The sequence below is a fragment of the Pseudomonas sp. S07E 245 genome, assembly GCF_019599025.1.
GTDB classification, from domain to species: Bacteria; Pseudomonadota; Gammaproteobacteria; order Pseudomonadales; family Pseudomonadaceae; genus Aquipseudomonas; species Aquipseudomonas shirazensis.
The window spans coordinates 2239331-2251801 of the sequence record NZ_CP080625.1; the positions used below are offsets into that span (position 1 = coordinate 2239331).

Genomic DNA, 12471 nt, shown 5'->3' on the forward strand with positions numbered 1-12471 from the left:
ATTATCTCCAGCGTTTATTTATTAATCAGGGGTACAGCGTTGATCATGGTCGAGAACACAACATCATCGAAGCTCTGCATATACTCGATCAATTCTTCCAACATCTTGATACGTGGGCCGCGCCCAATAATTTCCGGATGGCAAGTCAAAGTGAACACACCGTTTTGAGCGCGTGCGGCATCAAACTCGGCAGCCCAGTACTTGTATACATCCGCAGGCAGGCGATTGCCGGTGTTCATCGGCTTGACCATGAACTGGAAGTACGGATAGTCATCAAGCTCCCAAGCAACAGGGAACTCGACCACCGAACTTTCGGGGCCTTTTGTGAAACCTTCTTCGGTAAGGACATCATCAGTACGTGCATAGAACAGTTCAAAGTCGTTAGACATCATGCTGCTGTCGTAACGAAGTCCGAACTCTTCCAGCAAAGGAATGGTGTTCGGGCTCAAGTCCCAAGCGGGCGAGCGATAACCTTGAGGACGCACCCCAGTGACGTCTTGCAATACCTTGATGCTCTTGGCCAAAAGCTCACGCTCCTCGGCGAGCTCAAGGTTCACCGGGGACTCATGCAAGAATCCGTGGCACGCGACTTCGTGACCGTCCGCTACAACCTGCTTCACCAAGTCTGGATAGGAGGTTGCAGTGTGCGCTGGCACGAAGAAGGTGGCCGGCACCTCACGACGTTTCAGAACATCCAGGAGCCTCGGCATACCCACATTCGCGCCGTATTCACCCCGCGACAGCGGTGTAGGCGACACTTGCTTGAAGGTGCTAAGCCAGATGGCTACGCCATCGAAGTCGAAGGTCAAGCAGACGGTCGTGGTCATGCTGGCAGCCCCAGAGCGTCCACTTCGCTACCGTCGATGATGCGACGGGCGATAACGATCTTTTGAATATCGTTGGTACCTTCACCTACGATGTAGAGCGGGGCCTCACGGTACAGGCGCTCAACAGGGAATTCGTTGATATAGCCGTAGCCGCCGTGAATACGCAGCGCGTCCTCACAAATTTCTTTAGCCGACTCACTGGCCAAGAGCTTGGCCATACCCGACAGCATGTCAGCGCGATGACCTGCTTCCTTCGCACGAGCCGCTTCTGCTGTCATCAGGCGAGCGGCGACCAGTTTGGTAGCCATGTCCGCCATACGAAGCTGGACGGCCTGATGCTGGTCGATGGTCACGCCGAACGAACTGCGCTCGCTTGCATAACGCTTGGCTTCGGCAAGGGCATTGGCGGCCAGACCGACGGCACTGGCAGCGATGGCAATACGACCGACTTCGAGCGAGTCCAGCAGGTGGCGCATGCCCAGACCGGTTTTACCACCGACAACCGCAGTCGCAGGCACTTTGACCTTGGAGAGCAGGATCTCGACGGTGTCGACCTGGGTATAGGCCATCTTGTGGAATTCGCTTTCCACGGTAACGCCAGGGAAGGCTTTTTCGACCAAGAACAAGCTGGAGCGTGGACGACCGGTTCCAGCGTCAACGCTGGTACGAGCCAATGTCAGCAGCAGCGTGGCGCGCTCGCCATTGGTCACAAAGATCTTGGTGCCGTTGAGCACGAAGTCCGATTCGTCTGCGGAAGCAACGGTGGTGATCGATTGCAAGTCAGAACCGGCTGCCGGTTCGGTCAGGCACAGCGCGCCACGGTGTTCCCCGGTTGCCATGAGAGGGAGGTACTGGCGCTTTTGCTCTTCAGTACCATGCTTGCTGATGGCATAAGCAACCGTGCAGTGGCTGTTGATGAAGGCAGCCAAAGTTGTCCAGCCAGCAGCGATGGCTTCCATCACGGCAGCGAAAACCGGCAACCGCAGTTGGTAGCCGCCATACTCTTCCGGAATGGCCAAGCCGAACAGGCCCATTTCTTTCATCGCGGCCAGCATCTCTGCAGGAAAGGTCTTGCTCAGTTCAAGCTGCTGAACGTTAGGCCGAACTTCCTTGGCGATGTACTTACGGACGGTTTCGAGAATCTCTTTCTCGACATCATCAAAGTCGTTGAATTGGCTCATGCAGTCCACCCTCCGTCTGCGGCAATAGCTTGGCCAGTGATGTAGCTCGCTTCTTCAGTGGCCAGGAAATAAATGAGGTTCGCGATCTCTTGTGCAGTACCTTTGCGCTGCGCCGGAATGATTCGGTTGATCCACTCAGGATTCGCACCGACGCCACGGTTCATGAACTCTGCAGCAGAGCTGACGATTGCAGCCGAGTTGCCACGCACATCAGTGTCGATCGCACCAGGGCAGACTGCGTTGACGGTGATGTTGTGCTTTGCATGGGTGTTGCTGATCTGACGGGTCAGACCCACCACACCAAATTTCGAAGCGGTATACGACGCGCCGTCTGCGCCGCCAATCAGCCCGCCAATGGACGAGGTGTTGATGATTCGCCCGTAGTTCTGCTTGACCATGTGCTTGATCGCGGCCTGGCAGCCAAAGAAGGTGCCTTTAAGGTTGATATCGACCATGTGATCCCAGAGGTTCTCGGTGGTCTCCTCGACATCAGCCATCCCGTCGAAAACCCCGGCATTGTTTACGAGGATGTCGATGCGGCCATACTGGTCGACTGCGCTCTGCACAAGCGCTTCAACGTCTGCTTGGTTACGAACGTCTACCTTGACGAACCGGACTTCGGCGCCAGTCTCCGCCAGTTCACGGGCAACGGCTTCACCGCGTTCGGCGAGAATTCCACCGATAACCGTTTTCACACCGGCAGCGGCAAATGTCTTGGAAAGCGCCAAGCCAATACCGGACTCACCGCCTGTGATGACCGCTACGCGGCCTCTGAGGTCAAACATAGTTATCTCCACATCATCAGGGGCTGAGTCGAAGGACGCAGCCCTTCAGACAGAATTATTTAGCGAAGCGCTGACGACGCCCGAAGCGCTCACGAACCGCAGCAAACTCTTCTGGGCGCTTCTGGGTCATCTGCTCGTAGTAACCGATGCGGCTGATGCCATATGCACCCATTTGCTTCAGCAGGCCGAGCGATTCCGCCATCTTCAGCGCGAAGGTGTTGGGATTAAGGATGGTGGGGTCGCGGTACTGGCCATTGCTGAGTAACCATTTCTCTGTGGCTGCAGAAATGATGGTGCAGGCCAGAATGACCGCTTCCACGCCGCCAACCTCACGGGCTTGTTCGGACGCCGAAAGTGCGTCACGGGCAACGCCTTCCAGGTCTTTGATCATGTCGGTGATGTGCCAGTCGATGTAACGGACATCGCGACACTTCTGCTCGGCACCATAGATTTTCACGAGGTCGGTCATGTAAGCCGCTGACTTCCGGTGATCAGTCACGAGCAGATAGTCGTAGCCAAAATAGCTTACGTGTTGCATCGCAGCCTCAAGAGGCCCGATTACGGGAATGTCCACCAGCTCACGAGCTGCGCGCACGCCTGGGTCGTTGCAGCAACCGATGATCACGGCATCGAAGCCATCTTTCTCAGCTTGGATCACACACTCAAAAAGCTCTTCTTCTACGAGGTGCTTGGGGTACCACCAGTCGCAGTTCTCGGGAACGTTTTCAGTATTGGTGACCACCAGCTCGTTCCCCTGATTGAGGTACGGCGTGAGGGTTTCAGAGATCAACCCGTTATAGGCAGACGTACCGAAGGGGTTGATGAAATTGACGCGAACACCCATAGGAAAAGCTCCGCTGTTGTTATAGCCCCGCCTCGAACGGAGCTTTCGGAAAAACCTACCAGCCGTATTAAAAATTAGACCGTCGAGTCAGTATGATTGAATCTTGCGACGTGTCAATAGGTCACGATCGTCTCGATACGCCTCTGCGTACCCGATCTCGGAAAGGCCCAGAACGCACCAATTAGCGACGCCCCGCGCCAGATCAGTGCAGCGTGAATCTGCTGACTCGCCTCTTGCACCGTGCCGGTCTGTTGTATAGATTATACCCATCGGTCAGTTTTTTAGTATGGCCGGACAATCAGAGGTGACTCATACCTCCAACTCCAAAATGATGTGAGGAGCAACGGATGATCAAGGCAGTAAACGTGGGCGCAGGCTTCCCAGGCGTATCCACCGCCACCCTCTCGGGCGAAGGCGAAATCCTTTTTTTGAGCGGCCATTGCCCAACCGATATCAATGGCGATGTTGTAGAGGGCGACTTCGAAGCTCAGGTACGCGCGGTATTTGAAAACCTGAAGGCAACTCTCGCCGAAGCTGGCGTGGGCTTTGAGGCAGTCGCGAAGCTGACTACGTACGTCGCGCACTTCGAGCCGTCAATGCTTCCCATCTTCAAGAAAGTGCGAAACTCTTACGTGAACGAGGCGTGCCCACCGGCCAGCGCTCTGGTTACCGTACCCATGCTCTACGACCCAGCCGTTTTGATCGAAATCGATGGCTTCGCAGTAGTACCACGTCAACCGAAGTAAATAAGCGAGCTGCCAGAATGTCTCAATTCGATGCTGTGATTGTCGGCGCCGGCCATAACGGCCTGGTATGCGCTGCGTACCTGGCCAAAGCTGGGAAAAAGGTCTGTGTGGTCGAAAGACGTAATATCGTAGGCGGAGCAGCCCTCACGGAAGAACTGTGGCCCGGCTTCCACCTTTCGGTTGCATCCTATTGGATGTCGTTGATGCAGCCCAAAATCATGCTTGACCTTGACCTGCCCAAATACGGCGTCGAAGTGATTCCGACCCCTCCCGGTATTCATCCATTCCAAGATGGCTCAGTCGTCACACATTGGGCAGACGTAGACCGGATGTGCGCCGAAATCCGCCGATACTCAGACAAGGACGCTGACGTCTACCCGGCTTATGTAGAGCACATGAAGAAACTGGTGGGCCATCTTCGCAAGCTGCTGTTTGAGGTGCCTGTTGATATCGCGACGGGCAAGGTAAAAGACCTGACCAAATCAGCCGCCCTGTTGTGGCGTATGAAAGCGGCAGGCCCGATGTTTTACGACATCTGGGATCTGCTGACGCTGAGCTGCCACGACTTCCTCCGCCGTTGGTTCGAGAGCCCTCAAGTGCTCACAATGTTTGGGTGCTACACCTCTGGCAGCGGCGGCAACATTGGCCCGATGGTTCCTGGCACTGCCTATGTGCTCGCTCGACCCTATCTTCGCGACGGCACCACTAAGGCCGGCCCAGGCGGCCTGGTCAAAGGCGGTATGGGCGCTTTGGCCAACGCGGTTAAGCAAGCATGCCTGGATCACGGTGTCACTATCCGCTGCAGCGCTCCCGTGAAAGAGATCGTTGTCAAAGACAAACGCGCCGTAGGCGTACGCCTCGATAATGGTGAGGTCATCCACGCCAAGGCTGTTGTCAGCAATGCGAACGCAAAAACCCTGTTCTTGCGCTTGCTCAAACCTCAAGATTTGCCGCCGGCAGTCATTGATGCCGTGAAACGAATTCGCACCAAAGCGAGCACCTTCAAGATCAACATGGCGCTGTCCGGCCTGCCCAGGTGGCAGGGCCTTAAGGCTTCGGATAACCAGACTCCCGGCTCAATCACGATCGCGGAAAATCTAGAAGAACTGCAGACTGCGTACGAGTCGGCCCAGCACGGTGAGATGGCCAAGCATCCCTACATGTGGATTTTGACCCCAAGCGTGTTCGATCCGACCGCAGCCCCTGCAGGCAAACACACCTTGAGCCTACTAGGCGGTCATGTGCCTTACGCGCTTCGAGATGGCAGGCCTTGGGACGAAACGACCAAGGAAGAGTTGTTCGACATCGTAGTCAATCAGATTGAACGCTATGCACCTGGTTTCCGCGAACTTGTCTTACATAAACAAGTTCTCGTGCCCTCTGACCTGGAGGCAATGTTCGACCTTCCAGACGGGCACGTTCACCATGGTGAGTTGAGCATCGACCAGATTTTCTTCCGTCGGCCTATCGCCCATTACGCAGACTATCGCTCGCCGATCGCTGGGCTGTATCAATGTGGTGCATCGACTCACCCCGGTGGTGGTGTCACCGGTGTTCCTGGCCACAATGCTGCGCAGGTTATTCTTAGCGAAATCTAATCGCGGTGTGGATTCCCCCTCTGCATGTTGGAGGGGGCTTTGCACCATCACCTCTGCTCCGCCGCTTCCTTCCCCGCCCTTCCCTACCGGCTATTCTGCTCGGACATTAGACCCCTTTGGACGCCCACGACCCCACAAACGCGGGCTTACGGGCACCAGACTAGAAAGATAAAAAATTTGACGTATCGGTCTATAAAACTGACAATGGACAACCAATGAGCGTGAAGTACCACTTCAGTCGCTCTCTATCGCACGCCAGAACCGAGTGGATGACTGAATGGAAATCACGTACAGAGGTGTTGTTTACCCTGCGCAAACGGATGCAATGGGACATATGACCGTGCAGTATTATGTTGCAGCGTTCGACCAGGCCTTCTGGCACCTGATCCACTCGTTGGGCTATAACGCCGATTGGCGCTTCGAGCGCAAGGAAGGCTGGGCAGATGTTCGATACGAAATTGATTACAGAGCTGAATTGAAGGTCGGTGACCTGTTCAAGGTGGCGAGCACTGTCGAAAAAGTCGGCAACTCTTCCATTGTCACTCGTCATCAGATGTACAGCGCCAAGGATGAGCTGTGCGCAGAAATCCAAATGACGTCGGTCTATTTCGATCTGGAGCAGCGGACTTCAAAGTCCATACCGAGTGACATCAAAGAAGCAGCCGTGAGCAGAATCTAACTGCCTAGCGATCTTAAACCTCTATCCAGGTGGTTACCTTGAATACTGTCGATTTGCGCGACCAACTAAAGCAAAAAAAACAAGCCTACGTCCAGGATGAAATCCTTGCATCTGCAGCTACCCTGTTCGCTGATAAAGGGTTCCGCGCCATCACCATCAATGATGTTGCTGCCAGCCTAGGCTATACGAAGTCGGTCGTTTACTACTATTTTAAAAACAAAAATGAGATCTTGTGGCAGATCTTCAATCGCATGCACCAGTGCTACGAAGACACGATCGTGGGAATTTTGCAGGAAGGCCTGCCGACTGATGAGACCCTCAAGAAGATCTTGTGCCAGCACGCACTGAACGTGATGCAGCGCAAAGATTGGACGGCGATCTACTTCCGCGACGAGAGCGAGCTTGAAGAGTCGCAACGCCTGGTCATTCGCAAGCGTAAGCGCGAATACGATAAGATGATCGAGGGCGTTTATCAGCGCGGTGTGGAGGAAGGCTTTTTCAAACCAGTGCCCACACACATTGCAGTGAGCGGGTTCCTAGGCATGTGTAACTGGCTGCACACTTGGTTCGATGAGAATGGCAAGATGAGTGCGCAGGAGATTGCTGAGACCTACGTCGACATGATGGCCGGCGGTTACCGAACATAAAAAAAGCGCCTCACAAGAGGCGCTTTTTGTTTCAACACACTTACTGGTCGGCGTAACGGGGCTCTCCCACGTCCGCGCCATCTGCTCTCAGACCCTGGTCAGTCAGCAGGCTCGCCAGCTTGCCCGACTCGCGCAAGCTTTTGATGGTTGCGTTAATCGCGGCGCCCAGCTCAGGATTGCCCTTGTTGTAGATAAACGCCGTTTGTGCCGGATACACTGAAGACTTCACCTTTTCGTCCGGCTTCGCGACCTTGATCTGAATGTCCTTGCCGACACCGCCCTTCTTCTGACTTTCAGCGCCGATTGCATAGGTGTTGACCGCAGCGTCGATTCGGCCACTGTTCAGATCCTGAGAAAGCGCCACAGCGTTCGGATAGAGAGAAAGCTTGTTACCGTAGAGTTTCTTCAACTCCGGAACCCAAAGGTAGCCAGTCACAGTGCCAACCTTGCGATCCTTGAGCTGATCGAACGTATCGGCGCCATCACGCGAGTAAATGGCGGTCTGCTCCAAATACACTGGGTCGGAGATACCCATGACCTTGGAGCGTTCGAAGGTGCGATACCAAGCGCCGACGGAGATGTCGGATCGAGAGGCCACGACGTACTGAATCGAAGCGGCAGAATCGGTGACGATGTGATTGACCTTCAGGCAGCTGTCCTTTGCGATCTGCTGAACAATTTCCCCGTCGACCCCGCTGAATCGACGGGCCTGATCATCATAGGCAAACGGCGGGAGCACTACCGAAGTCACGGTCAACTCGCCAGGCGTGATGGTTTTGAAGGTATACAGAGGTTTGCACTCCTCCGCCACCGCAGAAGCCGAAATGGCTAGTGCCAGAACCGAAGCGCCCATGCCCAGCAGACCTTTGATGCTATTATTTTTCATCGTCTCACCTAGCTTTATGAATTAACCGAGGGAACGTGAGCTTCAGCAAAGCTTCGCTCGCGTAAACTACTGCTTGCTCAAAACGGCTTGAAGTACGAACTTCTGGATCTGCTTGACCAGAGAGGCTACGCAAACGTCGCTTCCCCACTCCTTGGTGAGCGCCCCATCCAAAGTGGCGCAAATCGTCCCTGCAGTCATGCGGTCATCTTGGGCATGAAAGACGCCCCTCGTTCGACCTAAAGCGATAACGCCAGACAAGAGCTCGACAACTCGAACTCGAATTCGGTTGATATCTGCCTGCTGTTCAGCCAAGAGATTGCAGGTTTCACGTCGCGACAACACATAAAGGGAGCGATTTTCAAGCGCAATGGTCATGTATGTTTTGACGAAGGCTTCGAGCGCACTGATAGCATTGCGGCGACTTTTGAGTTCCTGCGTGATCGCATGTAACAACAACGAGTCGAGCTCCTCAATGAAATCAAACAAAAGAGTTTGTTTGCTCTCAATGTGGTTGTACAAAGAGCCAGCCTGGATTCCCACAGCATCGGCGAGCTGCCGGAGGCTGACAGACTGAAACCCTTTAGTCGCAAATAATTCCAATGCGGTGCGCCGTACAGCTACCGACTTGCACGAGCCGCTATCAATATTGGCATTGGTGGCGAACGAACTGGCAAGACTTCCCATATTGATACCACCAACCTCGTACAACAGGATGCCGTTGTACATAAACTAAGAAGTTACTATGAAATGCCGCCGCTCACTGGGAGCGGCAGCAGTAAACGTCAAAGCCCGCTTTTTGCCAGATCTTCCGCAAAGTTACGGCGGTCGCGAGCGTAGTCGACCTCACTGTCGCTGATCGCGCGAATGCGAACTTTGCTCTGCAGCTCCTCAGAAATGTGTGCGACCACACCTGGCATAGTGGAAATCACTGCCAGGCCAGTCATCTCTGCTGGGGTAAAGCCCATCTGAGCCAAAATCGCACCCATCATGCCGACCTCGTTGATCACGATTTCGGGCTTGTTGGCTTGAGTGATAAAGGCCTTGTGCACCGCCTCATACCATTCGCAGATATCGCCCCATACACCGGTTTCAACAGCCAGAGCCTTGAGTTGCTGGGCTCGCGGGTCGGTAAATCGGAAGACCGGGTGGCCCAGCCCTGGAACGCGCTCCTTGCGCGCACGCATACCTTCTACCAAGGCATTGGCCGAGGCCTCGAAGTCGTTTACGTCTGGCGAGAAGGTAGCGTTCAGGAAGTTGCCAGTTTGATCAGGGGCCAGCGAATACTCACCAGCCGACAAAACTGCGGTGGCCAAACCCGCGACCATGCTCGGGTTGCTGGAAACGCAGAAGCGGGCAGCCGCAGTACCAGGCTTTTTCAACGCGTAATCCAAGACCGAGCAGAGAATGCCATCGATCATCTTGGACTCGCCGGCATTCGGCAGGCGACCACGGATCAGCAGATAGGTCGCCGAAGCGAAGCTCAGCTTCCCGATCAAATCGCCCAGGTCATAGCCCCGGATGTAGACAGCGGACTCCTCGACGTCGCTAACCGAGGTGCTCCAATACCGTTTTTCTGTAGTCATTGCTGGTTCCTATGGAATGTTGCCCGTGCCATCCACCGAGACGGCCCGATGACTCGACTGTATTCTAGGTACTTTTTTTTGTCCAGCGGGTACGTAAAAATGATTTACGGGTCTTTATGGCATCACCCTAGCTCGGTGACGTCACTGGCCAGGCCTAGCGGCTCGCCCCTCCCCTAGGCCCACTTCCAGAGCGATGGCGTGGAGTTCTCACTGCTACGGCGATAACTCCCCAATCCATTTTTTCCTCCCCGTGCGAGGCCGGAAATACAAGCGCGAGCCCTCCGATGCCATACCTATCATCGCCGTAGGTATCGGTAGCACTGAAGACCAGCGAAGAAAGTGCATGATCATAGCCGCCGACAATATCCCGGCAATCATTGAATTGCATCCCGACTGGACGACCAACTTAAATCAGAGAAAATGCATTCATTGAATGAGACCTTCTCTGGCTTATTGCCAATTACTGCCGGGAGCTGAGCGCCTGGGATATGAAAGAATCAAGCCAATACCAATCGAGGCGCGCGTCCCCACACATCTATTTTATAAAACCATTAGGAATCAAAAAAGGTTTGTGAATCCACTAACCCTTATACACTCAAAAGGAAGCCCATTAACCTACACACAGACTTATTGAACCAAGACATGCAAATAGCACTAGCACTATAGGTGCCTTATTATCAATCTCGCCTACAGGGCCGTCAGCACTATAGACGAGATTTAACTTGGCGCAGCTTGATTTAAACCGTGAAGCGCACGACCCTAGTCAAACGCCAGCCCAAGGTATATCTCGTGCCGTGATCCTTTTTTTCAATGTGAACCCTTCTCCCGCGACTGGAGAGGAAACCAAGTCCGCAACAATCTGCCCTACTCCTATAGCGCAGATCGCGTCCACGTCATGCCCGACAGCTACAATTGCGCCATTTATTCCTTCAGGACGTCCCAGGTAAGGTTTGCCATAAGGTGTAACAGGTACATCTACTAGATCATCGCCTGCGGCGATGCGCTCCTCTTTGAGCCTTAAATCAAGGTTCAGGCACCCTTCGAATTTGGAACTGAGGACGCCCGCAGCAATAATGGTTTCATCTGCCAAGAACTGGCCAACGGGCGTCGATGCACCAACGACCTTATCGTCAGCCATGATGAGCTCAGTTACTTCGAGCTCTTCAAAAATCCGCCCGCCCCGATCGTTTACGACATTCCTCAAGTCCATAAGCATTTCATGCATCGAAAGCTCATTACCTAAGGTGCCTTTCCGCACACTATGAGCCGTGATCGTCGACTGAGAGGTGAAGCAGAACCGGCTCACCAGTCGCATTTTATAACCAAGATCCTCGAACAGGGGAGACACCAGCTCGCTTCCGCGCCTAGCAAGCTCTGACCTCTTATCACCGCCGCCGATGCAATCAACGAAGGGGGTGCGCGGCCCTTTGAGACCTACCCTTGATTGTTCAATCAAGGTGACTCGCATACCGGCCTTTTGCAGGAAGTAGGCTGAGCAGACCCCTACAGCCCCTCCTCCGATGATGAGCACATCCAGTCCAACGTATTTATCCACAGCGTGTACCTCGTGGTTGCCAGTGCCGGTATGGCCCGCGATCGGCCTGCTGGAGCTCCAGAACGGAACATACCCAGAAGACTGTTTTGCATACCCTTCGGTCAGTATTTGGGTCTAAAGCCGGCCTGTCAATCTATTCGAGTATCCGGGTGACGCTTGAGCGGACGAGTGGCCATATGCCGCTGTATCGCCAAGAGAAAATCTTTGGCCGCGCCGGACTGTAGATTGCTGGCTCGACCTTGGCGCAGTGGGTGGGCAACTGCGGCGTCCAATTACAACCGCTGTTGATGCGCTGCGCGAAGCCGTGCTGACGCATGGCTTCGTCCACGCCGACGAGACGCCGGTACAAATGCGGACACCTGGCGCGAAGAAAACTCATCGTGCTTATGTCTGGGCCTATGCCACCAGCCAGTTTTCCAATCTGGCTGCCGTCGTTTATGACTTCAGTCCGAGCCGTGCTGGTGAACATGCCCGAGCCTTCCTGGGCCACTGGAACGGCAAGCTAGTCTGCGACGACTTCGCTGGCTACAAGGCAGGCTTTGAACTGGGCCTCACGGAGATCGGCTGCATGGCCCATGCACGCCGCAAGTTCTTCGACCTGCACGTGACCAACAAAAGCCAGATTGCCGAGAAAGCGCTGCACTACATCGGGGCCTTGTACGAAGTTGAACGAGAAGTCCGCGAGCTGAAGCCGGATGTCCGACAGCGAATACGGCAGAAAAAGGCAGCGCCGATTATCGACGCACTTCATGCCTGGATGATCGCCCAGAGGCAGCTTGTGCCTGAGGGATCGGCCATCGGCAAGGCCGTGGATTACAGCCTCAGACGCTGGATAGCGCTGACGCGTTATCTAGATGATGGCGGTGTGCCCATCGACAACAACTGGATTGAAAACCAAATCCGCCCGTGGGCCCTTGGACGCTCGAACTGGCTGTTCGCGGGCTCATTACGCAGCGGTAAACGCGCGGTGGCGATCATGAGTTTGATCCAGTCGGCGCGGCTCGACGGTCATGATCCGTACGTTTATCTTAAGGATGTTCTTACACGCCTGCCGACGCAGCGGGCGAGTGAGATTACCGAACTGTTGCCGCATAAGTGGGCGTCTGTTCAGCCGTGCTGGCGTAGCCCGTAGACTCTTAC

General features: G+C 54.6%; 12 protein-coding genes and 1 pseudogene. 5 read left to right on the forward strand and 8 right to left on the reverse strand.

The genetic code is table 11. The features are described 5' to 3' along the window. Positions 1-14: 14 nt before the first annotated feature. From K3F44_RS10465 to K3F44_RS10480, 4 genes are read right to left on the reverse strand one after another with little or no spacing between them, the layout of a single operon-like run. Complete coding sequence (locus K3F44_RS10465; RefSeq protein WP_042571931.1) at positions 15-827, reverse strand: polysaccharide deacetylase; 813 nt, start codon at positions 825-827, stop codon at positions 15-17. Next, positions 824-2008, reverse strand: a complete 1185-nt coding sequence (locus K3F44_RS10470; RefSeq protein WP_088523324.1) for an acyl-CoA dehydrogenase family protein — start codon at positions 2006-2008, stop codon at positions 824-826. The genes K3F44_RS10465 and K3F44_RS10470 overlap by 4 nt, the downstream gene beginning before the upstream one ends. Beyond that, positions 2005-2793, reverse strand: a complete 789-nt coding sequence (locus K3F44_RS10475) for an SDR family NAD(P)-dependent oxidoreductase (RefSeq protein ID WP_088523325.1) — start codon at positions 2791-2793, stop codon at positions 2005-2007. Before K3F44_RS10475 ends, K3F44_RS10470 begins: the two co-directional genes overlap by 4 nt. A gap of 55 nt (positions 2794-2848) precedes the next feature. Next, positions 2849-3637, reverse strand: coding sequence for an aspartate/glutamate racemase family protein (locus K3F44_RS10480; RefSeq protein WP_088523326.1), 789 nt, complete (start codon positions 3635-3637; stop codon positions 2849-2851). A gap of 347 nt (positions 3638-3984) precedes the next feature. Between K3F44_RS10480 and K3F44_RS10485 the strand changes: the two genes are divergently transcribed. The 4 genes from K3F44_RS10485 (at position 3985) to K3F44_RS10500 (ending at position 7307) form a co-directional block, all read left to right on the forward strand. After that, positions 3985-4383, forward strand: a complete 399-nt coding sequence (locus K3F44_RS10485; protein ID WP_140174186.1) for a RidA family protein — start codon at positions 3985-3987, stop codon at positions 4381-4383. Between the two features lie 17 nt (positions 4384-4400). After that, positions 4401-5981, forward strand: coding sequence for an NAD(P)/FAD-dependent oxidoreductase (locus tag K3F44_RS10490; protein ID WP_088523328.1), 1581 nt, complete (start codon positions 4401-4403; stop codon positions 5979-5981). 277 nt (positions 5982-6258) lie between these two features. Then, positions 6259-6660: a thioesterase family protein gene (locus K3F44_RS10495; RefSeq protein WP_140174185.1), complete on the forward strand. Its 402-nt coding sequence runs from the start codon at positions 6259-6261 to the stop codon at positions 6658-6660. A gap of 38 nt (positions 6661-6698) precedes the next feature. Then, positions 6699-7307 carry a TetR/AcrR family transcriptional regulator gene (locus tag K3F44_RS10500; protein WP_371921252.1) on the forward strand — a complete coding sequence of 203 codons (609 nt, stop codon included), beginning with the start codon at positions 6699-6701 and terminating at the stop codon, positions 7305-7307. Positions 7308-7347: 40 nt separating this feature from the next. Here the strand turns inward: K3F44_RS10500 and K3F44_RS10505 are convergent, their stop codons facing one another. The 4 genes from K3F44_RS10505 to K3F44_RS10520 form a co-directional block, all read right to left on the reverse strand. Continuing rightward, complete coding sequence (locus tag K3F44_RS10505) at positions 7348-8193, reverse strand: ABC transporter substrate-binding protein (protein ID WP_088523330.1); 846 nt, start codon at positions 8191-8193, stop codon at positions 7348-7350. Positions 8194-8259: 66 nt separating this feature from the next. Further along, positions 8260-8919, reverse strand: a complete 660-nt coding sequence (locus K3F44_RS10510) for a TetR/AcrR family transcriptional regulator (RefSeq protein WP_088523331.1) — start codon at positions 8917-8919, stop codon at positions 8260-8262. A 56-nt stretch (positions 8920-8975) separates the two neighbouring features. Further along, positions 8976-9776 (reverse strand): citryl-CoA lyase, encoded by an 801-nt coding sequence (locus K3F44_RS10515; protein WP_088523332.1) that lies wholly within the window; start codon positions 9774-9776, stop codon positions 8976-8978. A 763-nt stretch (positions 9777-10539) separates the two neighbouring features. Beyond that, complete coding sequence (locus K3F44_RS10520; RefSeq protein ID WP_218570365.1) at positions 10540-11331, reverse strand: FAD-dependent oxidoreductase; 792 nt, start codon at positions 11329-11331, stop codon at positions 10540-10542. A gap of 173 nt (positions 11332-11504) precedes the next feature. Here K3F44_RS10520 and tnpC point away from each other — a divergent pair. Further along, positions 11505-12463: pseudogene (gene tnpC, locus K3F44_RS10525) on the forward strand (IS66 family transposase); the annotation flags it as partial. Positions 12464-12471 lie beyond the last annotated feature (8 nt).

What these genes read in the sequence shown, in the direction of transcription:
- K3F44_RS10465 (WP_042571931.1), bottom strand. Translation starts at nt 827, where the DNA reads ATGACCACGACCGTCTGCTTGACCTTCGACTTCGATGGCGTAGCCATC.
- K3F44_RS10470 (WP_088523324.1), bottom strand. Translation starts at nt 2,008, where the DNA reads ATGAGCCAATTCAACGACTTTGATGATGTCGAGAAAGAGATTCTCGAA.
- K3F44_RS10495 (WP_140174185.1), top strand. Translation starts at nt 6,259, where the DNA reads ATGGAAATCACGTACAGAGGTGTTGTTTACCCTGCGCAAACGGATGCA.
- K3F44_RS10515 (WP_088523332.1), bottom strand. Translation starts at nt 9,776, where the DNA reads ATGACTACAGAAAAACGGTATTGGAGCACCTCGGTTAGCGACGTCGAG.
- K3F44_RS10505 (WP_088523330.1), bottom strand. Translation starts at nt 8,193, where the DNA reads ATGAAAAATAATAGCATCAAAGGTCTGCTGGGCATGGGCGCTTCGGTT.
- K3F44_RS10480 (WP_088523326.1), bottom strand. Translation starts at nt 3,637, where the DNA reads ATGGGTGTTCGCGTCAATTTCATCAACCCCTTCGGTACGTCTGCCTAT.
- K3F44_RS10475 (WP_088523325.1), bottom strand. Translation starts at nt 2,793, where the DNA reads ATGTTTGACCTCAGAGGCCGCGTAGCGGTCATCACAGGCGGTGAGTCC.
- K3F44_RS10485 (WP_140174186.1), top strand. Translation starts at nt 3,985, where the DNA reads ATGATCAAGGCAGTAAACGTGGGCGCAGGCTTCCCAGGCGTATCCACC.
- K3F44_RS10490 (WP_088523328.1), top strand. Translation starts at nt 4,401, where the DNA reads ATGTCTCAATTCGATGCTGTGATTGTCGGCGCCGGCCATAACGGCCTG.
- K3F44_RS10510 (WP_088523331.1), bottom strand. Translation starts at nt 8,919, where the DNA reads ATGTACAACGGCATCCTGTTGTACGAGGTTGGTGGTATCAATATGGGA.